Origin of the sequence: Mesorhizobium sp. LNHC232B00 (genome assembly GCF_000502435.1) — a bacterium.
Classification (GTDB): Bacteria; Pseudomonadota; Alphaproteobacteria; order Rhizobiales; family Rhizobiaceae; genus Mesorhizobium; species Mesorhizobium opportunistum.
On sequence record NZ_AYWP01000034.1, the window covers coordinates 50,286 to 72,135 of the forward strand.

The 21,850-nt window shown below is 63.7% G+C and carries 22 protein-coding genes and 2 pseudogenes; 15 read left to right on the forward strand and 9 right to left on the reverse strand.

Annotated elements, in window-relative coordinates; genetic code table 11:
• The first annotated feature begins 26 nt into the window (after nt 1-26).
• From X743_RS142245 to X743_RS0137115, 4 genes are all read left to right on the forward strand, one after another.
• Nucleotides 27-959 (forward strand): peptidylprolyl isomerase, encoded by a 933-nt coding sequence (locus X743_RS142245; protein WP_023768542.1) that lies wholly within the window; start codon nt 27-29, stop codon nt 957-959.
• Between the two features lie 31 nt (nt 960-990).
• Nucleotides 991-2,019 carry a 4-hydroxythreonine-4-phosphate dehydrogenase PdxA gene (gene pdxA, locus X743_RS142240; protein WP_031258546.1) on the forward strand — a complete coding sequence of 343 codons (1,029 nt, stop codon included), beginning with the start codon at nt 991-993 and terminating at the stop codon, nt 2,017-2,019.
• Between the two features lie 25 nt (nt 2,020-2,044).
• Nucleotides 2,045-2,869 carry a 16S rRNA (adenine(1518)-N(6)/adenine(1519)-N(6))-dimethyltransferase RsmA gene (gene rsmA / locus X743_RS142235; protein ID WP_023768544.1) on the forward strand — a complete coding sequence of 275 codons (825 nt, stop codon included), beginning with the start codon at nt 2,045-2,047 and terminating at the stop codon, nt 2,867-2,869.
• Between the two features lie 274 nt (nt 2,870-3,143).
• Complete coding sequence (locus tag X743_RS0137115; protein ID WP_031258548.1) at nt 3,144-3,464, forward strand: DUF1330 domain-containing protein; 321 nt, start codon at nt 3,144-3,146, stop codon at nt 3,462-3,464.
• 6 nt (nt 3,465-3,470) lie between these two features.
• On the opposite strand, the gene gmk is transcribed toward X743_RS0137115, so the two are convergent.
• The 3 genes from gmk to mltG all read right to left on the reverse strand — a co-directional run bounded on the left by gmk (nt 3,471) and on the right by mltG (nt 6,270).
• Entirely contained in the window at nt 3,471-4,127 is a 657-nt protein-coding gene (gene gmk / locus X743_RS142230) for a guanylate kinase (RefSeq protein WP_049802478.1), read from the reverse strand.
• Between the two features lie 21 nt (nt 4,128-4,148).
• A complete protein-coding gene (locus X743_RS142225; RefSeq protein WP_023768546.1) occupies nt 4,149-5,039 on the reverse strand; it encodes a YicC/YloC family endoribonuclease in 891 nt (296 codons plus the stop codon).
• 148 nt (nt 5,040-5,187) lie between these two features.
• Nucleotides 5,188-6,270, reverse strand: a complete 1,083-nt coding sequence (mltG, locus tag X743_RS142220) for an endolytic transglycosylase MltG (protein ID WP_245264320.1) — start codon at nt 6,268-6,270, stop codon at nt 5,188-5,190.
• Between mltG and X743_RS1000000173655 the strand changes: the two genes are divergently transcribed.
• Nucleotides 6,269-6,541 (forward strand): hypothetical protein, encoded by a 273-nt coding sequence (locus X743_RS1000000173655; RefSeq protein WP_224685053.1) that lies wholly within the window; start codon nt 6,269-6,271, stop codon nt 6,539-6,541. The two genes, mltG and X743_RS1000000173655, sit on opposite strands and share 2 nt — an antisense overlap.
• Here X743_RS1000000173655 and fabF read toward each other — a convergent pair.
• The 6 genes from fabF to fabD form a co-directional block, all read right to left on the reverse strand.
• A complete protein-coding gene (gene fabF, locus X743_RS142215; protein ID WP_013896299.1) occupies nt 6,529-7,791 on the reverse strand; it encodes a beta-ketoacyl-ACP synthase II in 1,263 nt (420 codons plus the stop codon). The genes X743_RS1000000173655 and fabF overlap by 13 nt on opposite strands.
• Before the next feature lie 34 nt (nt 7,792-7,825).
• A complete protein-coding gene (locus X743_RS142210; protein WP_006203723.1) occupies nt 7,826-8,062 on the reverse strand; it encodes an acyl carrier protein in 237 nt (78 codons plus the stop codon).
• Between the two features lie 211 nt (nt 8,063-8,273).
• Complete coding sequence (gene fabG / locus X743_RS142205) at nt 8,274-9,011, reverse strand: 3-oxoacyl-[acyl-carrier-protein] reductase (RefSeq protein ID WP_023768548.1); 738 nt, start codon at nt 9,009-9,011, stop codon at nt 8,274-8,276.
• Nucleotides 9,012-9,048: 37 nt separating this feature from the next.
• A complete protein-coding gene (locus X743_RS142200) occupies nt 9,049-9,309 on the reverse strand; it encodes a type II toxin-antitoxin system RelE/ParE family toxin (protein ID WP_023768549.1) in 261 nt (86 codons plus the stop codon).
• On the reverse strand, nt 9,293-9,514 hold the full coding sequence (locus X743_RS142195) for a ribbon-helix-helix protein, CopG family (RefSeq protein ID WP_031258550.1): 222 nt from the start codon (nt 9,512-9,514) through the stop codon (nt 9,293-9,295). The genes X743_RS142200 and X743_RS142195 overlap by 17 nt, the downstream gene beginning before the upstream one ends.
• 55 nt (nt 9,515-9,569) lie before the next feature.
• Nucleotides 9,570-10,508 carry an ACP S-malonyltransferase gene (gene fabD / locus X743_RS142190; RefSeq protein ID WP_023768551.1) on the reverse strand — a complete coding sequence of 313 codons (939 nt, stop codon included), beginning with the start codon at nt 10,506-10,508 and terminating at the stop codon, nt 9,570-9,572.
• A 244-nt stretch (nt 10,509-10,752) separates the two neighbouring features.
• Between fabD and X743_RS01000000169435 the strand changes: the two are divergent.
• The 10 genes and pseudogenes from X743_RS01000000169435 to X743_RS142150 all read left to right on the forward strand — a co-directional run bounded on the left by X743_RS01000000169435 (nt 10,753) and on the right by X743_RS142150 (nt 21,814).
• A pseudogene (locus X743_RS01000000169435) lies at nt 10,753-12,719 on the forward strand (LTA synthase family protein).
• 470 nt (nt 12,720-13,189) lie between these two features.
• Nucleotides 13,190-13,681 carry a 30S ribosomal protein S6 gene (gene rpsF, locus X743_RS142185; RefSeq protein WP_031258552.1) on the forward strand — a complete coding sequence of 164 codons (492 nt, stop codon included), beginning with the start codon at nt 13,190-13,192 and terminating at the stop codon, nt 13,679-13,681.
• Nucleotides 13,681-13,929 (forward strand): 30S ribosomal protein S18, encoded by a 249-nt coding sequence (gene rpsR / locus X743_RS142180; protein ID WP_006203718.1) that lies wholly within the window; start codon nt 13,681-13,683, stop codon nt 13,927-13,929. The genes rpsF and rpsR overlap by 1 nt, the downstream gene beginning before the upstream one ends.
• A gap of 262 nt (nt 13,930-14,191) precedes the next feature.
• Complete coding sequence (gene rplI, locus X743_RS142175) at nt 14,192-14,776, forward strand: 50S ribosomal protein L9 (RefSeq protein WP_013896306.1); 585 nt, start codon at nt 14,192-14,194, stop codon at nt 14,774-14,776.
• A 263-nt stretch (nt 14,777-15,039) separates the two neighbouring features.
• A complete protein-coding gene (locus X743_RS142170) occupies nt 15,040-16,332 on the forward strand; it encodes a cyclopropane-fatty-acyl-phospholipid synthase family protein (protein WP_023768555.1) in 1,293 nt (430 codons plus the stop codon).
• 93 nt (nt 16,333-16,425) lie between these two features.
• A complete protein-coding gene (locus X743_RS142165) occupies nt 16,426-16,749 on the forward strand; it encodes a YnfA family protein (protein WP_023768556.1) in 324 nt (107 codons plus the stop codon).
• A gap of 2 nt (nt 16,750-16,751) precedes the next feature.
• Nucleotides 16,752-17,727, forward strand: a pseudogene (locus tag X743_RS04505) (small ribosomal subunit Rsm22 family protein).
• Nucleotides 17,728-17,946: 219 nt separating this feature from the next.
• The gene (locus X743_RS142160; protein ID WP_013896310.1) at nt 17,947-19,437 is read left to right on the forward strand and encodes a replicative DNA helicase; all 1,491 of its coding nucleotides are present in this window, start codon (nt 17,947-17,949) and stop codon (nt 19,435-19,437) included.
• A gap of 263 nt (nt 19,438-19,700) precedes the next feature.
• A complete protein-coding gene (radA, locus tag X743_RS142155) occupies nt 19,701-21,104 on the forward strand; it encodes a DNA repair protein RadA (protein ID WP_013896311.1) in 1,404 nt (467 codons plus the stop codon).
• A 47-nt stretch (nt 21,105-21,151) separates the two neighbouring features.
• A complete protein-coding gene (locus X743_RS142150; RefSeq protein WP_013896312.1) occupies nt 21,152-21,814 on the forward strand; it encodes a CvpA family protein in 663 nt (220 codons plus the stop codon).
• The last annotated feature ends 36 nt before the right edge of the window (nt 21,815-21,850 follow it).

A 21,850-nucleotide genomic window follows, 5' to 3' on the forward strand; every position in this document is an offset into this window, starting at 1 on the left:
GGCGGAGCCGGGATGATAAAATTGGGATGCCAACGATGAGGAAGTACCTCTTTTCAGCAGGGTTTGCGCTGCTTGTGGCGGCGACATCCGTGTCGATGACCGTCATGATGCCGCCGGCTTTCGCCAGTGAGATCAAATACGTCGTCAACAACGTACCGATCACCACTGGTGATATCGCGCATCGTGCCGCCTTCCTGAAACTGCAGCGCAAGAAGGGCGATGCCGCCCAGGAAATGATCGACCAGACGCTGCGCCTCGCGGAAGCCAGACGGCTTGGTATCCGCATCAGCGACGCCCAGGTCGAAGCGGCCTATCAGCGCTTTGCAACCAGCAACAAGATGCAACTCAGCCAGCTTAACGGCGTCATGGAAAAATCCGGCGTCGGCAAGGACCACTTCAAGGAGTTCATCCGCGCCCAGATGGCCTGGAACCAAGCCTTGAGCGCGCGCTACCGTTCCGGTGAGGGCGGCAGTGTGACCGAGCAGGATGCGGTCAGGCGCATGCTCGACAAGGGTGGCGCCAAGCCAAGCGCCACCGAATACATGCTGCAGCAGGTCATCTTCGTCGTGCCGGCGTCCGAGCGCAGCGCCACGCTGGCCAAGCGCAAGCGCGAGGCCGACGCCATGCGCGCCCGTTTCAACGGCTGCACCACGACGCGCGAGTTCGCCAAGGGCTTGATCGACGTCACCGTTCGCGACCTGGGCCGGGTGCTGGCGCCGCAATTGCCGCCGGACTGGGCCGAGCAGATCAAGGCGACCAAGGTCGGCGGCGCCACCGTCACGCGCGAGACCGAGCGCGGCGTCGAGTTCATCGGCATCTGCTCGTCGCGTGAAGTGTCCGACGACAAGACCGCGCAGATGGTGTTCCAGAGCGAAGGCTCCAGCGACAAGAATGCCGACGAGCTCAGCAAGAAATATGTCGAAGAGTTGAAGGCGAAAGCCCACATCGTCAAGCGCTAACGTGAGCGGCGCTGACGTGAATGGCGCTGACTTGGACGATGCGGTGACCGCGCTGGCGTTGAGCGCTGGCGATCCATCCGGCATCGGCCCCGAAATCGCCATCGCCGCCTTCATGGCGCGTGAAGCTCTTGGCGTGCCTGCCTTCTATCTGCTTGCCGATCCGGCACTGATCGCCACGCGGGCAGGCCAGCTCGGCCTGTCGGTGCCGATCATCGAGACAACGCCCGCGCAATCGACACAGGCATTCGCCCAGGCCCTGCCGATCGTTCCGCTGACGGCGCGCTGCGTCGACAGTCCGGGCCGGCCGGATCCGGCCAATGCAGCCGGCACCGTCGAAGCCATCGATCGCGCTGTCGCTGCCTGCCTTGCCGGTGACGCCGCCGCCGTCGTCACGTGCCCCATCGCCAAGAAGCCGCTCTACGATGCCGGATTCCGCTTTCCCGGCCATACCGAATATCTGGCGCATCTGGCGGCCCGGCACACCGGCGTCGAGGCGCTGCCGGTGATGATGCTGGCGGGCCCTGACCTGCGCACGGTCCCCGTCACCATCCACATCGCGCTGGCCGAGGTGCCGAAGGCCCTGACCACCGAGTTGATCGTAGCCACCGCACGCATTACCGCCGCCGACCTCGCCAGCCGGTTCGGCATCGCCAGGCCGAGGCTTGCCATTGCCGGCCTCAATCCGCATGCCGGCGAAGGCGGCTCCATGGGCCTGGAGGACGAGCGTATCGTGCGCCCGGCCGTCGATATCCTGCGCGCCGAGGGCATCGACGCTTTCGGCCCCCTGCCGGCCGACACATTGTTCCATCCCCGGGCGCGGGCGGGCTACGACGCGGCGCTGTGCATGTATCACGACCAGGCTTTGATCCCGGCCAAGGCATTGGCCTTCGACGAGGCGGTCAACGTCACGCTCGGCCTGCCCTTCATCCGCACCTCGCCCGACCATGGCACCGCCTTCGACATCGCCGGCAAGGGCATTGCGCGTCCCGACAGCCTGATCGCTGCGTTGAAGCTGGCCAGGAAGCTGGCTGACACCGACGCAAGGGCCGCGGCCGCATGAGTGCTCCCCCTTCTGGCTTTCCGGCATGAGTATCGACGGGTTGCCGCCGCTGCGCGACGTCATCGAGCGCTATGAGCTGCAGGCGAAAAAGGCGCTCGGCCAGAATTTCCTGCTCGACCTCAATCTAACCAGCAAGATTGCGCGTGCCGCGGGCGACCTGACAAACACCACGATAATCGAGGTTGGGCCGGGGCCCGGCGGCCTAACTAGGGCGCTGCTTTTCAACGGCGCCCGACGGGTCATTGCAATCGAGCGCGACGAACGCTGCCTGGCGGCGTTGGCCGAGGTTTCGGAACATTATCCGGGCCGGCTGGAGATTATTGCCGGCGATGCGCTGAAAACGGACTTTGCCGCGCTCGCCGCCGGCGGGCCGACGAAGATCGTGGCCAACCTGCCCTATAACATAGGCACCGAGTTGCTGATCCGCTGGCTGACGGTCACGGACTGGCCGCCCTTCTATGCCTCGATGACGCTGATGTTCCAGCGTGAGGTTGCCCAGCGCATCGTCGCCGCGCCCGGCAGCGATGCCTATGGCAGGCTTGGCGTGCTGGCCGGCTGGCGTACCCAGGCCAGGATCGCCTTCGACGTGCCGCCCCAGGCATTCACGCCGCCGCCCAAGGTCACCTCTTCGGTGGTGCATCTGGAGCCGCGCGCGACACCCCTGCCCGCCGACGTGAAAAAACTCGGCCGCGTCACGGAAGCCGCTTTCGGACAACGCCGAAAGATGTTGCGGCAGAGCGTGAAAGGCCTTGGTGGCGAGGCCCTGCTCGAGCGCGCAGGCATCGATCCGACCCGCCGTGCCGAAACGCTCAGCGTCGAGGAGTTCGTGCGGCTGACCAATTTGGTATAGAGCAATTCCAGGAAAAGTGTGACACGGTTTTCCGTCCGGAATTGCGTAAAAACAAAGAGATAGAGCGGTTCGCCGTTTCCGTGAAACGGTGAAATGCTCTAGCCGATCTTGTTCGGGATGCGCNGCGGCTAGAGCAATTCCAGGAAAAGTGTGACACGGTTTTCCGTCCGGAATTGCGTAAAAACAAAGAGATAGAGCGGTTCGCCGTTTCCGTGAAACGGTGAAATGCTCTAGCATCAGCAGGCCTGGAAACGCCTCGCTCACGGCATAGATAATCTGGCAAACATGCTGGAGAACCAAATGCCCCGCCTACATCATTTCCGATGTCACCACCCGCGACGAAGAGGCGATCGAGATCTACCGAACCCGTGCCGCTGCCTCCATCGCACAGCACGGCGGGCGCTATCTGGTGCGTGGCGGCCAGGTGGAGGCGCTGGAAGGCAAGTGGCATCCCGGGCCGCTGATCGTCGTCGAATTTCCTGACATGGAACGGGCCAGGCGTTGGTACGCTTCGGCTGAGTATGCGGCTGCACTGGACGTGCGCGACGCCGCGCTCAGCCGCAATCTGATCCTGGTCGACGGCGTGGCATCCTGAAACCGGTCAGCCGGTCTTTTCGTCCAACAGGCCAGAGACGAAATCGAACAGACCAGGCCGGCGATCGCGCCTTAGCCGCTCGGCGACGACGATGCCGCGCACTTCGGCGAAGGCGCGATCCAGATCGTCATTGACGATGACGAAATCATATTCCTTCCAGTGCTCGATCTCGTTGCGGGCGTTCTTGAGCCGCGTCTCGATCACCGCTTCCTGGTCCTCGGCGCGGCGCTTCAGGCGTGCCTTCAATTCCTTCATCGACGGCGGCAGGATGAAGATCGAGACAATATCGGCGCGCATCTTCTCCTTGAGCTGCTGGGCGCCTTGCCAATCGATGTCGAAAAGCATGTCGCGACCTTGCGCCAGCGCCAGTTCGGCGGGTTCGCGCGGTGTCGCATAGCAGTTGCCATGCACCTCGGCCCACTCGAGCAGCGCATCGGAATCGCGCAACCGTTCGAAGTCGCGCATCGTGCGGAAATGGTAGTGAACGCCTTCGATCTCGCTGCCGCGACGCGGCCTGGTGGTGACCGAGACCGACAGTTCGAGGCTGGAGTCGCTTTCCAGAAGGTTGCGCGCGATGGTCGACTTGCCGGCGCCGGACGGCGACGACAGGACGAGCATCAGCCCCCGGCGACGAATGCGGGAGCCCAAATCCCTGGCAACCATCGGTTCCTTGGCAACCATCGGCTACTCCAGATTTTGGACCTGTTCACGAAACTGGTCGACCACGGCCTTCAGTTCCAGCCCGATCGCGGTGACGGCCGCGGCGTTCGACTTCGAACACAGCGTATTCGATTCGCGGTTAAATTCCTGTGCCAGAAAATCGAGCTTGCGGCCGACGGCGCCGCCGCCCTCGATCAGCGCCCGGCCAGACGCGACATGCGTTTTCAACCGGTCGATCTCTTCGCGAATGTCGGCCTTGGTGGCAAGAAACGCCGCTTCCATGTGCAGCCGGCTCGCATCCAGATTGGCGGACGGGTCCATCAGCAGCCTGACCTGCTCGGCGATGCGTTCACGGATCGCCGCCGCATCGCGCGACGGATCCGCCTCGGCGCGCAACGTCAAGGCCTCGATGGCATCGATATGGCCGGACAAAAGCAGCGCCAGTGCAGCACCCTCGCCGTGCCGCGCCTGTTCGAGCCCTTTCAGCGCCACGTCTAGCGCCGCCATGATGGCCGTATCGAGCGCGGCGCGCACCTCTTCGGTTTCGACGGTTTCGGGAATGTCGAGCACGCCACGCAACGAAAGCAGGCCGTCGGCCGTCGCGGGAGCAACGCCGAATTGTTCCTGCAGCCGCTTGGCAAGCCCCGCCAGATCCTTCAGGAACGCCTCGTTGATAACTGGCTGCGCCTGCGTGCCGGCGGCACGGCCGATGGTCAGCGTCGCCTGGAAATTGCCACGGGCGAAACGCTTCTGCAGCGTTTGCCTGACCGCCGGCTCCAGCCGCTCGAATCCTTGCGGCAGCCGCAGCCGCACCTCGACGCTCTTGCCGTTGACGGACTTGACCTCCCAGGCGACCGAGGTCCCTTCATGCTCGGCGACGGCACGGGCAAATCCGGTCATGCTCTGCAAATTCATGTCGCCTGCACACCCTTGGCGCATTGCCCCGAAACCATTCCGGACAGGGCAAATGCTGCTTAAAAATGATCACGCCGCGGGACGTTGAAATCGGACGCGTGGCGTTGCTTCAAATGTCGGGGCTGTCGCCCTTCCAGCCTTCTTCGTCTTACTGGGCGGCGCCCGCATCGCCGCCGGCGTCGCCACCGTCGATGGCGTCAGCAGGTTTGTCGGTATCGCCGCTGGCACCAGCGGCCGCAGCGGCCTTGGCCGCCTCATCGGCCTGCTTCTTCTGCAACGCACGATAGCGGGCGACGTTTTCATTGTGCTCGTCCAGCGTCGCGGCAAAAACGTGACCGCCCGTGCCATCGGCAACGAAATAGAGATCGTCGGTCTTCGATGGATTGGCCACGGCCTCAAGTGCCGCACGCCCCGGATTGGCGATGGGCGTCGGCGGCAGGCCGCTGATCAGATAGGTGTTGTAAGGCGTCTGCTTCTGGATGTCGGACTGGTAGATCGGCCGGTCCACCGGCTTGCCCTTGCCGCCGAACAGACCATAGATGATGGTTGGATCGGATTGCAGGCGCATGCCCTTGGCCAGCCGGTTCAGGAAGACCGCGGCCACCCGTGAACGCTCGTCACCCTTGCCGGTTTCCTTCTCGACGATCGAGGCCAGTGTGACGAACTCGTCGACGTTCGACAGCGGCAGGTCCGGCGCACGCCGCTGCCATACCTCGTCGACCAGCTTCTTCTGATCGCCCAGCAACTTGTCGATCATCTGCTGGCGCGTCGCACCCCGCGTGAAACGCAGCGTGTCGGTGGCCAGGCTGCCCTCGGGAGGCGTCTTGGCCGGCATGTCGCCGCTCAAGGCGGGCTCGCCGGCGATACGCTGCAGAGCCTGCTCGACCGTCAATCCTTCCGGAATCGTCAGTGAGTACATCACCGACTTGCCGCTCTTCAAAAGCTCCATGATGTCGCGCATGGATGCCCTGGGCTTGACCTCGTATTCACCGGCCTTGAGCGCGGAATCGTTGCCGAAGGCACGCACGCCAAGCCGGAAGATACGAGCGTCGCTGATCAGTCCGCGGCGCTCGAGCTGGTCGGCGATATCCTGGACGCCGGTGTTCGGCTTGACCAGGAAAGTGTCGCCATTGGCCGAGGGGCCGGGTTCGGTGAATTCCTGCTTGCCGAAGTAGACCGCCACGCCCGCCGCCAGCACCATCAGCATCACCGAGGAGATGACGAAGTTCATGAACACGACGACCTGGCTGCGAGAAGCGCGCGAGCGCTTCGGCGGCGGCGTTCCGGCTTCAGGCCGCAAGGCTTCGCTGGCTGTCTTCGGCACGATCGGCCCAGTGCTCGCCGGTCGTTGCCCGAATTCTCCGTTGCCTGCCGGATTTGTGTTCATTTCGCCCTACCGTTTGATCTCTCAACGAATCCCCTGCGGCAGAGTAGGGGCGAATATGGCAAAATTGACGACACGTCAAAGCATCGCCCGGCAGCCGGACGGTCAGCCATTGTAGCGTTGGAACACAAGCGATGCGTTGGTGCCGCCGAAGCCAAAGGAATTGGACAGCGCGACGTCGATCTGGCGGGAGCGAGGCTTGTTCGGCACCAGGTCGATCGCGGTTTCGCGTTCGGGATTGTCGAGGTTGATGGTCGCAGGCGCGACATTGTCCCTGATCGCGAGGATCGAGAAGATCGCTTCGGCGGCGCCCGCCGCCCCCAGGAGATGGCCGATCGACGATTTGGTCGACGACATCGAAATCTTTGACGCGGCATTGCCGACAAGCCGCTCGACGGCGCCGAGCTCGATCGTGTCGGCCATGGTCGAGGTGCCGTGGGCGTTGATGTAGTCGACATCGGCAGGCGTCAGCTTGGCCCGGTTCAGGGCCGCCGTCATGCAACGGAAGGCGCCGTCACCGTCCTCGGCGGGCGCGGTGATGTGATGGGCATCGCCGGTCAGGCCATAGCCGGTAACCTCGGCATAGATCTTGGCGCCGCGCGCCTTGGCGTGCTCCAGCTCCTCCAGCACGACGACGCCGGCGCCCTCGCCCATGACGAAGCCGTCACGGTCGCGGTCGTAGGGGCGCGATGCAGTCTGTGGCGTATCATTGTGCTCGGTCGACAGCGCCCGGCATGCGGCGAAGCCGGCGATCGACAGCCGCGTCACCGGCGCTTCGGCACCGCCGGCGACCATGACGTCGGCATCGCCCCACATGATCAGCCGGGCAGCGTCGCCGATGGCGTGCGCGCCGGTCGAGCAGGCAGTGACGACGGCATGGTTCGGGCCCTTCAGCCCGTGCCGGATCGAAACCTGGCCGGAGACCAGATTGATGATCTGGCCGGGGATGAAGAAAGGGCTGATGCGGCGCGGACCGCGCTCCTTGAGGATCATCGCGTTCTCGGCGATGCCCTCGATACCACCGATGCCGGAACCGATCAGAACGCCGGTGGCGCACTGCTCTTCATGGGTTTTGGGTTCCCAGCCGGAATCCTTCAGCGCCTCGTCGGCGGCGGCAATCCCGTACAGGATGAAGTCGCCGATCTTGCGCAGTTCCTTCGGCTCAAGCACGGCCTCGGGATTGAAGGTGGCATTGCTGCCGTCGCCACGCGGAACGACGTGGGCGATCTTGCAGGCAAGATCCTCCACCTCGAACTCGGTGATGCGCTTGGCGGCGCTGCGGCCGGTCAGAAGTTCCTTCCAGCTGTGCTCGAAGCCCATGCCGAACGGCGACAACAACCCAAGGCCGGTGACGACGACACGCCTCATCGCAGGTCCTCCCCGGTGGTGACTGCGGAAAGTGTCAGGCCGAAGCCTTGTCGATGTACTTCACCGCATCGCCGACGGTCAGGATGGTCTCGGCCGCGTCGTCGGGAATCTCGACGCCGAATTCTTCTTCGAACGCCATGACGAGTTCGACCGTGTCGAGGCTGTCGGCGCCCAGATCGTCGATGAAGCTCGCCTGCTCCGTCACTTTGTCGGCATCGACGCCAAGGTGTTCGATGACGATCTTCTTGACGCGCTCTGCGGTGTCACTCATTTGGGCATCCTCGTCTTTTGTTTGTCTGTCTTCGTTAGCGGGCAGAATGCCGCTAATCAAGCTGAAAGATGGTCCTGCCGGAAACGCAACGGCCACGGACCGGTTTTTGCCCGAACCGCCGGGTTGCGGGCCGCATTACACGAAAAATAGCTGAGGTCCAAGGCGAAATGGTCTCTTTTCACAACCCGGCAGCGTTGCCGCCGGGCCTCGTTCAGATCATCGCCATGCCGCCATTGACGTGGACGGTCTGGCCGGTGACGTAGGCGGCTTCGTTGGAGGCGAGATAGGCCACCGCGGACGCGACTTCAACGCTGGTGCCCATGCGGCGCGTCGGGATGGCGGCCATGATCGCCTCTTTCTGCTTGTCGTTGAGCTTGTCGGTCATTGCCGATTCGATGAAGCCGGGGGCGACACAGTTGACGGTGATGTTGCGGGTGGCGATCTCCTGCGCCAGCGACTTGGAGAAGCCGATCATGCCGGCCTTCGAGGCGCAGTAATTGGTCTGGCCGGGATTGCCGGTCACGCCGACCACCGAGGTGATGTTGATGATGCGGCCATGGCGCCGGCGCATCATCGGATGGGTGAGTTCGCGGGTGAGCCGGAAAACGGCGGTCAGATTGACCTCGATCACGCTGTCCCAATCGGCGTCAGACATGCGCACGAACAGGCCGTCCTTGGTGATGCCGGCATTGTTGACCAGGATGTCGACACCTTCCAGATCGGCTTCCGCCTTCTGGCCGAGCGCCTTGACCTCGTCGCGGTTCGACAGATTGGCCGGAAACAGCTTGACCCGGTCGCCAAGTTCGTTGGCCAGCGTCTCCAGCTTCTCGACGCGCGTGCCATGCAGGCCGACAATGGCGCCCTGCGCATGCAGTACCCTGGCGATCGCCTCGCCGATGCCTCCCGATGCCCCGGTGACGAGCGCCTTGCGGCCGGTCAATTCGAACATGTCTTGTCCTCTTCTCAAATGGGGCGGGCGATTATCTCTAGATGTCACCACGGTGGCCGATGGTTATCACCAGAACGACCAGCCGGCTGTCCTGCACATCGCAGATAATGCGATAATCCCCAACCCGGTATCTCCAAAAAGTCGCCAAAGGGCCCTTCAGCGCCTTGCCGGCTTCACGTGGATTGTCGAGCGCCGCGATACCGTTTTCAATGAAGTCCCGGATGCGATGCCGCGTTTTTGGATCCAGCTTTTCAACGAATTTGCGCGCTGAACGGGCGTGTTCAAGCGTCCAGGCCACGCCAGAAGTCCTCGCCCTTCATGACATCCTCTTCGCCACGCCTGATCCGCTCCCGAACTTCAGCGGCGAGGTAATAGTCTTCCATTTCCTCGATACCGCGCTCGATGAGTTCGCGCAGATAGTAAGCCTTGCTGCGGCCGGTCCTGGCCGCCAGGAAATCCAGACGCTCCTCGATCTCGGGAGCCAGTCTTATAGAGGTCGGCATGGCAATCCCCATGAATACATGTATTCATGTACAGCCGCGCCGGGCGGAATTCAAGTCAGAGCGCGGCTAGCGCCGCCTCGACGTCAACCGCCGCACCGACCGACGCGGTGGCGATGTCGCGGTTGATGCGCCGTGCCAGCCCCGACAGCACCTTGCCGGCGCCGATCTCGTAGAGCGCGGTGACGCCGTTGGCGCCGAACCATTCGACCGTCTCGCGCCAGCGCACGCGGGCGACCACCTGCTCGACCAGGCGCCGCGAAATCTCGTCCGGTTCGCTCGTCGGGGTGACTGTGACGTTCGAGACGATCGGAACCACCGGTGCGGCCTTGGCCACTTTGGCGAGCGCGTCGCGCATGATCTCCGCGGCCGGCGTCATCAGCGCCGAATGGAAAGGTGCCGAGACCTGCAGCATCAGCGCCCGCTTGGCGCCCTTTTCGGTGCAAAGCCTAGCGGCCAGTTCTACCGCGGCCTTGGCGCCGGAGATGACCAATTGGCCGCCGCCATTGTCGTTGGCGACCTGGCAGACAGATCCTTTGGCCGCTTCAGCGCAGGCAGCTTCGACATCCGCCTGCTCCAGTCCGATGATCGCCGCCATGGCGCCCTTCCCGGGAGGTACCGCCGCCTGCATGGCGTTGCCGCGAATGCGCAGCAGCCGCGCGGCATCGCCAACGGAAACGAAGCCCGCGGCGGCCAGCGCCGAATATTCGCCCAGCGAATGGCCGGCGACATAGGCGACCTTGTCCTTCAGCGAGAACCCACGCGATTCCAGCGCCCTGATGGCCGCCAGCGATACCGCCATCAGCGCCGGCTGTGCGTTGGCCGTCAACGTCAAGGCCTCTTCGGGACCTTCCCAGATCAGCTTCGACAGGTTTTCGCCGAGCGCGTCGTCGACTTCCTGGAAGACCCTGCGCGCCTCGGGAAAGCTATCGGCGAGATCCTTGCCCATGCCGACAGCCTGGCTTCCTTGTCCCGGAAAGGTGAATGCGACGGCCATGCGAGGGCTCCCAAGGGCTGGTTTTGCTTGCCTGATAGGCGGGTTTTTCTTGCCTGTGACGCAAGGCAGGCCGCCAAGTCAAGCCCAGTTCGCCCCTGCCGGGCGGCCTCGTCAACCGCCGAGTGCCTGTTCCCAAAGGCTTTTTGGCGATCACTCCTGATGAAAACCGCTCACGAATCGTTTGCTGGCTCTTCTTATTTCCGCCACAGGCGCTAGCTTTGCGTGACAATTATATGACAATCGAGTGACGTGTTTGTCGCTGGGTGGGGAAGTTGAAGTGACAAAGAGTTCGAAACGTAGCGGTAAAGCCGTGCCGCAATTCCTGGAAGACGATCCGTCCACCGGCTACCTGCCGGGCCGGAGATGGCCGGTTGTCCGGTACGGGCTGATCAGCCTGGCGATCGCGGCCATCCTGGTGTTCGCCATCGAACTGATCGTGCGCGGTGATTTCGCCGGCACCGTCTCTTTCTTCCTGCAGCCGCTCAAGCCGGGCTGGACCACGATCGTCGTCTTCGCGCTGATCCTGATCGGCCTCGACGCCGTGCTCGGCCGTAGCCACCAGAGCCTGATGATCGTGGCTCCGCTGACCCTGTCTTTAGCCTTTGTCGGCCATCAGAAGTCGCATTATCTCGGCGATCCGCTCTATNCTATCCGACGGATTTCCTCTACGCCCGTCAGATCGTCGCCCTGCTGCCATTGCTGGTGCGCGACCGGCCAATGACCGCGCTCGCCATGGTCGTCGGCATCGTCGCCGGCCTGTCGCTGCTCGTCTATGGCTGGCGGCTGTGGCGCCGCAAGGTCCTCGCACTCAGCCGAAAGGGCCGCCTCGCCCGGCTGACGCTGGCGGTTCCGCTGCTCGCCTTCTTTGTCTCGATCATGGACTACGCCACCTTCTCGTGGACCAGGGACCGGCTGCAGATCATTCCGATCATGTGGGACCAGAAGGAAAACTACGCCTCCAACGGCTTTGCGCTCGCCTTCGCGCTCAACGTGCCGATGGCGCATGTCTCGGCGCCGGCCGGCTATTCCGACAAGGCGATCGCCGCGATCGAGAGGTCGGCGGTGACAGCCTCCGTGCCCGCCGAGAAACCGGACATCATCGTCGTCATGAGCGAATCGTTCTGGGATCCGACCAAGCTGCCCGGGGTAACCATCACGCCGGACCCCATTCCCAATGTGCGGGCGTTGCGTTCGGGCTATATGTTCTCGCCCGAATTCGGCGGCATGACCGCCAATATCGAGTTCGAAGCGCTGACCGGCTTCTCGAATGCCTTCCTGCCGGCCGGCAGCATCCCCTACCAGCAATATGTGCGCACCCCGACGCCGTCGATGGCAACCTTCCTGAAGAGCGAGGGTTATCAGGCGCGTGCCATACATCCAGGCACCAACTGGTTCTGGAACCGCGGCGCGGTGTACGCCGATTTCGGCTTCAACGACTTCAAGTCTGAAGAGACGCTGCCGCCGATGGAAAAGCGCGGACCGCTGGCATCGGATGCGGCGATGACCGACGAAATCATCCGCGAAGCCGACGCCAGCGAGCAGCCGGTGTTCTTCTTCGCGGTCAGCCTGCAGAACCATGGTCCCTACGAGCCGAACCGCTACTACAACCCGACCCACAAGGTGCAGGCGCCGATCAGCCAGTGGGCGCGTGAATCGCTGCTGAGCTATGCGGAGGGATCCGCGGATGCCGATCGCGGTCTCGAGCGCCTCGTCGAATGGGCAAAGAAGCGCTCCCGTCCCACGGTGATCGCCTTCTTCGGCGACCATCTGCCGCCGCTGGGCCCGGTTTACGTCGAAACCGGCTTCCTCAAGGACAATGTCGCGCCGCGCAAGGAGGCGTCACCGCAGGACGCCCTTCAGCATCACGAGACGCCGCTGGTCATCTGGTCGAACCGCACCGGCCCGGCCGAGGATCTGGGCGCGGTCAGCCCCGCCTTCCTGCCCTATCATATCCTGAAGACGGCCGGCATCACCCATCCCTACTACACGGGCTTCCTGGGCGAGATGCGCGAACGCTACCGCGTCGTCGACCGCAACCTGTTGCTGACGCCGGCCGGGGAAGCCACGCCCGACTGGGCGCGGCAGAAGGACATCGACCCGGCGATCCGCGACTTTCGTCTGCTGCAATATGACATGATGTTCGGCAAGCGGCACGCGGCGCCGGACTTCTTCCCCGAAACGGTCGACAAGGTCGTCGCCCACATGAGTTGAGCCTGCAGTCCCTCTGAGGGGATCGAACACTCAATTCGTCAGTTGCAGCTTCGAGAACCTGTTGGCGATCTGCTCTCCTGAGAAGCATCTTATCCCCGGAAATGCTTGCCGCTGCGGGGAAGTCGCAAAGTCTTGCGGTTGTCGCCATTTGATCTTCCGCCACGACATCGCCCCCCTTGCGCCACAGGCCCCCCCTGCGACATCGCGAACGTCGCCCGCCCTTGCCTTCCCTGCGGATTGCTATATAGACGCCCGCAATCTGCCGGTCCTAGCTGGGGGCTGAACGGAGGGCCGGAGGTTTTCTCAAACCTTCGCGTGAAGCCAGAAGTGCTTCCGCCTCCCGTGTCTCCGCTCTCGACCGTCTCGTCATGCTCCTTTCTTCCCCGCCCCTCAAGGGATCCGGGTCAGAGAAGTTGCAGAGGCTTTTGCCGCCGGGAACCGGGAGAGAAACGAAGAAAGGCGAAGACATAATGGCTCTTTACGAACATGTGTTTCTTGCCCGGCAGGACCTCTCGCAGCAGCAGGTCGATGCGCTTGTCGAACAGTACAAGGGCGTCATCGCAGCAAATGGCGGGTCGGTCGGCCGGGTCGAGAACTGGGGACTGAAGTCCCTCACCTACCGGGTCAACAAGAACCGGAAGGCATACTACACGCTGATGGACCTCACCTGCCCGCCGGCAGCGCTCAACGAGATGGAGCGCCAGATGGGCCTGTCCGAGGACGTGCTGCGCTTCCTGACCATCAAGGTCGAGGCGCATGAGGAAGGCCCCTCGGCGATGATGCAGAAGCGCGAAGAGCGCTCGGAGCGCGGTGGCTTCGGCGACCGCGACCGTGGTGACCGTGGCCCGCGTTCGTTCGGCGACCGCGATCGCGGCGACCGTCCGCCGCGCAGCTTCGGCGATGCCGGTGGCGAGCGTGGTCCGCGCCGTCCGCGCGAAGGCCTTGAAGGGGGTGCAGAATAATGGTCGACATCAACCAGATCCCGACCCGGCGCCCGTTCCACCGTCGCCGCAAGACCTGCCCGTTCTCCGGCGCCAACGCGCCAAAGATCGACTACAAGGACGTGCGTCTCCTGCAGCGCTACATTTCCGAGCGCGGCAAGATCGTGCCGTCGCGCATCACCGCGGTCAGCCAGAAGAAGCAGCGTGAACTCGCCAAGGCGATCAAGCGCGCCCGCTTCCTCGGCCTGCTGCCTTACGTGGTTCGCTAAATTTCTCCGAGCGGGCGGCTTTGTCGCCCGCTTTTCTCCACGGCGACGGAAGCCGCTGGAGTGTCTTGACGATGCATGTCGTTGTCCCAAAACCGGGAAACCACTTTTGGGCGACATGCAGGAAATCCCGGGTTGAGGCCAAAGCCTCTAACTGCCGACAGGCAGGACAGCGACACCGGCGGCAACGCCCCCTTGCTTCCTGACCTGTTCTCAAGAATCGGCAACGATCCCGAGATCGATGCCCAACTGAAAGGAACAAACCATGGAAGTCATTCTTCTCGAACGCGTTTCCCGCCTCGGCCAGATGGGTGATACCGTCAAGGTCAAGGACGGCTTTGCCCGCAATTTCCTCTTGCCGCAGGGCAAGGCGCTGCGCGCCAACGAGGCCAACAAGAAGAAGTTCGAAGGCCAGCGCGCCCAGCTCGAGGCCCGCAACCTCGAGCGTAAGTCGGAAGCCGCCCAGGTTGCCGAAAAGCTCGACGGCAAGAGCTTCATCGCCGTCCGGTCGGCCGGCGAGACCGGCCAGCTCTACGGTTCGGTGTCGACGCGCGACATCGCCGACCTGCTGACGGCGGAAGGTTTCACGGTCAACCGCAACCAGATCCAGCTCAACCAGCCGATCAAGACCATCGGCGTCACCAATGTGGCGATCGCGCTGCATCCGGAAGTCGAAGTCACGATCACGCTCAACATCGCCCGCACGGCCGACGAAGCCGAACGCCAGGCCAAGGGCGAGACGCTGACCACTGCAGAAGCCATTTATGGCGACGACATCAACGACAACGCCCGGCCGGAAAACTTCTTCGATCCGAATGCCGAGTTCGAAGGCGGCGAAGACAACGCCTGAGCTTATCCCCGCAAGGGGTTGGAGCCAAGCTCCGATCACATTGCTGTTATCCGTCCTTTGTGGACCAACGCCCGGGCCTCTCGCCCGGGCTTTTTTGTGCCAAAAGGAACTTTCCGGGTCCCCATATATTGTTGCAGACTAGATCGTCGCGCGTCCTTTGGACGCGCAAAGGACGTTGTGGAATTGGAGTTCGGCGCATAATCCTGTCCGAAAGTCGATTGCGGTTTTCGGGCCATGCGTAAGGCACCCTGGGGACATTAGGCATGAATATTCTCTTGAAGCGCGTTCTCGATCGCCTGGTTCGCACCGGCAGTCTCAAAGTGACCGGGCCACAGGGCTCGACATTCGTATTCGGCGACGGCAGCGGCGAGCCGGTGCATCTGCACATCAAGACCCGACATGCCGAACGCGCCATCACGTTCGATCCGATGCTGGCGGTGCCTGAATCCTACATGGATGGCGAACTCGACATTCTCGACGGCGGCGTGCTCGGTGTGATGCGCATTGCCTTCCAGAACATGGGCAGCGGCGGCATCGACGCGACCTGGTCGAAAGCCATCGAAGGCCTGCGCCACGCCTTCCGCCGCCTGCAGCAGATCAACACCGCCTCGCGCTCGCGCCGCAACGTGCAGCGCCATTACGATCTGTCGGGCGATCTCTACCGGCTCTTCCTCGACGAGGACATGCAGTATTCCTGCGCCTATTTCGAACAGCCGGACATGACGCTCGACGAGGCGCAGGCCGCCAAGAAGCGCCACATTGCCGCCAAGCTCAGGCTGAAGGCCGGCCAGACGGTTCTCGACATCGGCTCCGGCTGGGGCGGGCTTGGCCTCTATCTCGCCAAGGCTTTCGACGTCGACGTGCAGGGCGTGACGCTGTCGACCGAACAGCATGGCGTGGCCACCGACCGGGCGCACGCGCAGGGGCTGGAAAACCACGTCCATTTCGAGCTGAAGGACTATCGCGAGCTCAACGAGCGTTTCGACCGCATCGTTTCGGTCGGCATGTTCGAACATGTCGGCGTCAACCACTACCGCACCTTCTTCGACAAGTCCGCGACACTGTTGAAGCCCGATGGCGTCATGCTGCTGCACACGATCGGCCGTTCCGGTGTGCCGTGGGCGACCAGCGCCTTCATCCGCAAGTACATTTTCCCGGGCGGCTACATCCCGGCAATGTCGGAGGTGCTGCCGGCGATCGAGAAATCCGGCCTCGTGGTCACCGACGTCGAGATCCTGCGGCTCCACTATGCCGATACGCTGAAGCACTGGGGCCAGCGCTTCGCCGCCAACCGCGACAAGGCCAAGGCGATCTACGACGAACGCTTCTGCCGTATGTGGGAATTCTATCTGGCCGCCTCGGAAGCCGCCTTCCGCTGGCAGGACCTTGTCATCTACCAGTTCCAGATCACCAAGAAGAACGACACGCTGCCGATGACCCGAGACTATATGGCCAAATGCGAAAAGGCGCTGGAAATGCGCGACCTGGGCCGCCGCGAGGCGGCTCCCGTCGAGAAGCCCGCCAAGCCTGCCCGTCGCCGCAAGGTGGCGGAATAGAAACGGGAACGTCCGTACGCTTTCGCCATTGGCGCTTGCCTTCGCACGCCCCTGCCCTGAAAAAGGCCTCGTGATCGTCGCGAGGCCTTTTTCATGAGCTATCTCCTTTATGTTGCCGCGGCCTTGGCCGAGATCGCCGGCTGCTTTTCGGTATGGGCATGGTGGCGGCTGGAAAAGTCGCCGCTCTGGCTGGCGCCGGGCTTCGTCTCGCTCGTCCTGTTCGCCTGGCTCCTGGCACTGGTCGACATCAATGCGGCGGGCCGTGCCTATGCCGCCTATGGCGGCATCTACATCACCGCGTCGCTCGCCTGGCTGTGGCTGGTGGAAGGCGTGCGGCCCGACCGCTGGGATCTTGCCGGTGCGGTCCTCTGCATGGCCGGAGCCTCGGTCATCCTGCTCGCACCGCGCGGAGCCTGACCATGGAATTGCCAGCGCCACTTCGCCAAGGGGTCGAGCGCCTGCTTGAAAACGTTCCGCTCGCGACCCTGAAGCAAGCGGCGAAAACGCTTTCCGACCGCTACCGTGCCGAGCTGCGCGACGGCCGCCTGCACATGGCGCAGGATTTGGCCGTGCAGGCTTATCTCGCGACGCGGCTGCCAGCGACCTACGCCGCGGTCCGCGCCAGCCTTGGTGCGCTGAATGAAGCCCGGCCGGATTTCGTCCCGAAAACCCTGCTCGATATCGGTGCCGGGCCTGGTACGGTGCTTTGGGCCACGATGGACCTCTGGCCCGATCTCGAACAGGCGGTGCTCCTCGAAGCCAGTGCGGCGGCACGCAAGGTCGGCGAGACGCTCGCCGCCGGCGCAGTCGCTGCCCGGACCAAATGGCTGGCCGGCGACGCCACCATCGACCTCGCCGATCTCGAGCCGGCCGAGCTGGTGACGTGTACCTATGTGCTGGACGAGATCATTCCGGCATCGCTGCCGAAGCTTGTCGACCGGCTTTGGCACCTCACGGCCGACACGCTGCTCGTGGTCGAGCCGGGCACGCCTGCCGGCTGGCAGCGAATCCTGGCGGTGCGCGCGCGGTTGATCGCGGCGGGCGCGCATCTGCTGGCGCCTTGTCCGCATGAGGCGCCTTGCCCGCTCGCCCCGCCCGACTGGTGCCACTTTTCCCGCCGCGTCGCCCGCTCGCGCCTGCACCGGCTGGCCAAGGNCGGAAGTGCCGTGGGAAGACGAGAAGTTCATTTTTGTCGCCGCCTCGCGCCAACCGGCCGCCGCGCGTGCCGCGCGGGTCATCGCACCGCCGAAATCCGGCTCGGGCAAGGTTCTGCTCAAGCTTTGCGAAACGGACGGCAGCGCCGGCGAAAAACTGTTGACCAAACGCGACGGTGATCTGTTCAAGGCGGCACGGCGCCTGGACTGGGGCGATACGCTGGACGAAGGAGGCGCCTGATCGCCAAGATTGTTCTTGATCTGTTCCAACGACTCGGGTAGGGACTGCGCCTTTCCGAGTCAATCGGAATCGGGGCTTGGAAGCACTCTCCTGTGGACGGTTCGCCGCGCCTGTGAACAACGGGCATCAAGGCTGGTTGGTCATGCGATGATGCAGAAAGGTCAGCATCGATTCGTCTCGTTCTGATATCGAGAAGCCGGGATCGACATCGGGGATATCATGGCAGAGGCAGCACGAAAATTCGGCGTGGCGGAGCAACCGCTCTATCGCGAATCGCCCAACAACATCGAGGCCGAGCAGGCGCTGCTTGGTGCGATCCTCGTCAACAACGATGCCTTCTATCGTGTCTCCGACTTCCTGAAGTCCGGCCATTTCTACGAACCCTTGCACCGCAAGATCTTCGATGTCGCGGCCGAGCTCATCCGCATGGGCAAGGTGGCGACGCCGATCACCTTGAAGACCTTCCTGCCGGCCGACGAGAAGGTCGGCGACATGACGGTGGCGCAATATGTCGTGCGGCTGGCGGTCGAGGCCGTCACCGTCGTCAACGCCACCGACTATGGCCGTGCCATCTACGATCTGGCGACGCGCCGGGCGTTGATCACCGTCGGCGAGGACATGGTCAACATCGCCTATGACGCGCCGGTCGACATGTCGCCATCCGAGCAGATCGAGGATGCCGAACGCCGCCTTTTCGAACTGGCCGAAACCGGACGCTACGATGGCGGCTTCGAGAGCTTCACAGACGCGGTCAAGACCGCGGTCGACATGGCCAACGCCGCCTATATGCGCGACGGCCATCTGTCGGGCCTTGCCACCGGCATGCGGGATCTCGACCGCCGCATGGGCGGCCTGCAGGCGTCCGATCTGATCATCATCGCCGGCCGTCCAGGCATGGGCAAGACGTCGCTCGCCACCAACATCGCCTTCAACATCGCCGAGATGTATGAGCCGGCGCAGCAGGCCGATGGCTCGTTCAAGGCGGCCAATGGCGGCGTCGTCGGCTTCTTCTCGCTCGAAATGTCGTCCGAACAGCTCGCCACCCGCATCATTTCCGAACAGACGGAAATCTCCTCCTCGAAGATCCGCCGCGGTGAAATCACCGAAATGGACTTCGAGAAGCTGGTCGCCTGTTCGCAGACCATGCAGAAGATCCCGCTGTTCATCGACCAGACCGGTGGTATCTCGATCGCCCAGCTCTCGGCCCGTGCCCGGCGGCTGAAACGCCAGCGCGGCCTCGATCTGATCGTCATCGACTATATCCAGCTGATGCAGGGTTCGAGCGCCAAGTCTTCGCAGAACCGCGTGCAGGAAATCACCGAGATCACCACCGGCCTGAAGGCACTGGCCAAGGAACTGGCCGTGCCGATCATCGCGCTGTCGCAGCTCTCGCGCCAGGTCGAAAGCCGTGACGACAAGCGCCCGCAGCTTTCGGACTTGCGTGAATCGGGTTCGATCGAGCAGGACGCCGACGTCGTGATTTTCGTCTATCGCGAGGAGTATTACCTCAAGAACCGCGAGCCGAAGCTCGGCACGGAAGAATACGTCAAGTGGGAAAACGAGATGAACGAAATGCGCGGCAAGGCCGAGGTGATCGTGGCCAAGCAGCGCCACGGCCCGACAGGCTCGGTGACGCTCGCCTTCCACGGCGAATTCACCCGCTTCTCCGACCTTGCCGAGGAACACCATATCGCGGAGAGGTTTGAGTAGCCTCTTGCCAGCGGTCGCAACAGAAATAGGGAACCAAGGCGCTCTACGGCGCCCCCCTCTGGCCTGCCGGCCATCTCCCCCACAAGGGGGGAGATCGGCTGTCGCCCATGCCGGCGCTCATTTCTGCAACGCTGAAAGCTGGCGAAATCCGACACGCAATTCGATCTCCCCCCTCGTGGGGGAGATGGCCGGCAGGCCAGAGGGGGGCGCTGTCCCGCCGGCCTGCCTGTCGTTTGCATTTTCCCCAAAACCGGCGCGGCTCCATGGCTAAATCCCGCGTCCAGTTCATCTGCCAGAATTGCGGCTCGGTGCATCAGCGCTGGGCCGGCAAATGCGACGCCTGCGGGGAGTGGAACACGCTGGTCGAGGAAGGCACCTCTGGCGGCATCGGTTCCGGTCCGGCCAACACGCGCAATGCCCGCAAGGGCCGCGCGGTGGTGCTGACCACGCTTTCAGGCGACATCGAGGACGCGCCGCGCATCGTCTCGGGCATAGGCGAACTCGACCGCGCCACCGGCGGCGGTTTCGTGCGCGGCTCGGCGCTGCTGGTCGGCGGCGATCCCGGCATCGGCAAATCGACGCTTCTTACCCAGGCCGCTGCCGCCCTTGCGTCCCGGGGCCATCGCATCGTCTATGTCTCGGGCGAGGAGGCAGTCGCCCAGATCAGGCTGCGAGCGCAGCGGTTGGGTGTTGCCGACACCGCGGTGGAGCTGGCCGCCGAAACCAATGTCGAGGACATTCTCGCCACGATCGCCGACGGCAAGCGGCCGGATCTGGTCATTCTCGATTCGATCCAGACACTATGGACCGATCTTGCCGATTCCGCGCCTGGCACCGTTACCCAGGTGCGCGCTTCCGCCCAGGCGATGATCCGCTATGCGAAGTCGACGGGTGCGGCGATCGTCCTTGTCGGCCATGTCACCAAGGAAGGCCAGATCGCCGGCCCGCGCGTCGTCGAGCACATGGTCGATGGCGTGCTCTATTTCGAGGGCGAAGGCGGCCACCACTACCGCATCCTGCGCACGGTGAAGAACCGCTTTGGACCGACCGACGAGATCGGCGTCTTCGAAATGTCGGACAAGGGCTTGCGCGAGGTCGCCAACCCGTCGGAGCTGTTCTTGGGCGAACGGCATGCGAAATCCCCGGGGGCTGCCGTTTTCGCCGGTATGGAAGGCACCAGGCCCGTCCTGGTCGAAATCCAGGCGCTTGTCGCGCCCTCCTCGCTCGGCACGCCGCGTCGGGCGGTGGTCGGCTGGGACGGCGCGCGGCTGTCGATGATCCTGGCGGTGCTGGAAGCCCATTGCGGCGTGCGCTTCGGCACCCATGACGTCTATCTCAACGTCGCCGGCGGCTACCGCATCAGCGAGCCGGCCGCCGACCTCGCGGTCGCAGCCGCACTGGTTTCCTCACTCACCGGTCTTGCCCTTCCCGCGGATTGCGTCTATTTCGGCGAAATCAGCCTTTCGGGCGCGGTGAGGCCGGTTGCGCATGCGCAGCAGCGCCTCAAGGAAGCCGAAAAGCTGGGTTTTGGTAGCGCGGTTCTGCCCTTGGGCAGCGAGGAACTTGCTGGGGGGATCGGGGCCGGCGCTTTCCAGCCCACCGAGCTTGCCGACCTCGTGGCGCGCATAGCCGGCTCACGCCGCAGCCGTGTGGACGACGAAGAATAACGCGGCTCGTCGAGCCGCGAAAAAGAGATCGGAGTGGGGCGAAAGACATGCCGATTACGCTGCTTGACGGAATTCTCGTCGGCTTCACCCTGGTCTCGGCGATGCTCGCCATGGTTCGCGGCTTTTCGCGCGAGGTCCTTTCGGTCGTATCGTGGGCGGCGGCGGCCGCGGCGGCTTTCTTCTTCTACAAGCCGGTCCTGCCCTATCTGAAGCCCTACATCGACAATGAGAAGATCGCCATGGCGGCCTCCGCCGGCGTCGTCTTCGTCATCGCGCTGATCGTCGTTTCGGTCATCACCATGAAGCTCGCCGACTGGATCATCGATTCCCGGATCGGCGCGCTCGACCGCACGCTCGGTTTCCTCTACGGCGCCGCGCGCGGCATACTGGTCGTCGCTGTCGCCTTGTTGTTCTTCAACTGGCTGGCCGGCGCCAAGGCACCGGCCTGGGTGACGGAAGCCAAGTCGCGACCGCTGCTGGAGCAGATCGGCGCCAAGCTCGAGAGCCTGCTGCCGGAGGATCCGGAAAACGCCATCCTCAAGAAACTCAATCCGAATCAGCCAGCCGCCGAGACGCCGGCAGCACCGGACGCGCCGGCAGCCGATGCGCCTGCCGGCGGCGACGACGCCAATGCGCCAGCGCCCGACGACAACGACGCCGCTCCTGCCGACAACACGGCCAAGCCGGCACCGGCAGCGCCTGCAAACTGACGCCCCTTGTTTTGACGCAATTCCGGACGGAAAACC

Excerpts from the sequence above, each read along its gene's own strand:
- X743_RS142245 (WP_023768542.1), top strand. The coding sequence starts at position 27 with ATGCCAACGATGAGGAAGTACCTCTTTTCAGCAGGGTTTGCGCTGCTT.
- rsmA (WP_023768544.1), top strand. The coding sequence starts at position 2,045 with ATGAGTATCGACGGGTTGCCGCCGCTGCGCGACGTCATCGAGCGCTAT.
- gmk (WP_049802478.1), bottom strand. The coding sequence starts at position 4,127 with ATGGTTGCCAGGGATTTGGGCTCCCGCATTCGTCGCCGGGGGCTGATG.
- X743_RS142225 (WP_023768546.1), bottom strand. The coding sequence starts at position 5,039 with ATGAATTTGCAGAGCATGACCGGATTTGCCCGTGCCGTCGCCGAGCAT.
- X743_RS1000000173655 (WP_224685053.1), top strand. The coding sequence starts at position 6,269 with ATGAACACGACGACCTGGCTGCGAGAAGCGCGCGAGCGCTTCGGCGGC.
- mltG (WP_245264320.1), bottom strand. The coding sequence starts at position 6,270 with ATGAACTTCGTCATCTCCTCGGTGATGCTGATGGTGCTGGCGGCGGGC.
- fabF (WP_013896299.1), bottom strand. The coding sequence starts at position 7,791 with ATGAGGCGTGTCGTCGTCACCGGCCTTGGGTTGTTGTCGCCGTTCGGC.
- X743_RS142210 (WP_006203723.1), bottom strand. The coding sequence starts at position 8,062 with ATGAGTGACACCGCAGAGCGCGTCAAGAAGATCGTCATCGAACACCTT.
- fabG (WP_023768548.1), bottom strand. The coding sequence starts at position 9,011 with ATGTTCGAATTGACCGGCCGCAAGGCGCTCGTCACCGGGGCATCGGGA.
- X743_RS142195 (WP_031258550.1), bottom strand. The coding sequence starts at position 9,514 with ATGCCGACCTCTATAAGACTGGCTCCCGAGATCGAGGAGCGTCTGGAT.
- fabD (WP_023768551.1), bottom strand. The coding sequence starts at position 10,508 with ATGGCCGTCGCATTCACCTTTCCGGGACAAGGAAGCCAGGCTGTCGGC.
- rpsF (WP_031258552.1), top strand. The coding sequence starts at position 13,190 with ATGGCTCTTTACGAACATGTGTTTCTTGCCCGGCAGGACCTCTCGCAG.
- rpsR (WP_006203718.1), top strand. The coding sequence starts at position 13,681 with ATGGTCGACATCAACCAGATCCCGACCCGGCGCCCGTTCCACCGTCGC.
- rplI (WP_013896306.1), top strand. The coding sequence starts at position 14,192 with ATGGAAGTCATTCTTCTCGAACGCGTTTCCCGCCTCGGCCAGATGGGT.
- X743_RS142170 (WP_023768555.1), top strand. The coding sequence starts at position 15,040 with ATGAATATTCTCTTGAAGCGCGTTCTCGATCGCCTGGTTCGCACCGGC.
- X743_RS142165 (WP_023768556.1), top strand. The coding sequence starts at position 16,426 with ATGAGCTATCTCCTTTATGTTGCCGCGGCCTTGGCCGAGATCGCCGGC.
- X743_RS142160 (WP_013896310.1), top strand. The coding sequence starts at position 17,947 with ATGGCAGAGGCAGCACGAAAATTCGGCGTGGCGGAGCAACCGCTCTAT.
- radA (WP_013896311.1), top strand. The coding sequence starts at position 19,701 with ATGGCTAAATCCCGCGTCCAGTTCATCTGCCAGAATTGCGGCTCGGTG.
- X743_RS142150 (WP_013896312.1), top strand. The coding sequence starts at position 21,152 with ATGCCGATTACGCTGCTTGACGGAATTCTCGTCGGCTTCACCCTGGTC.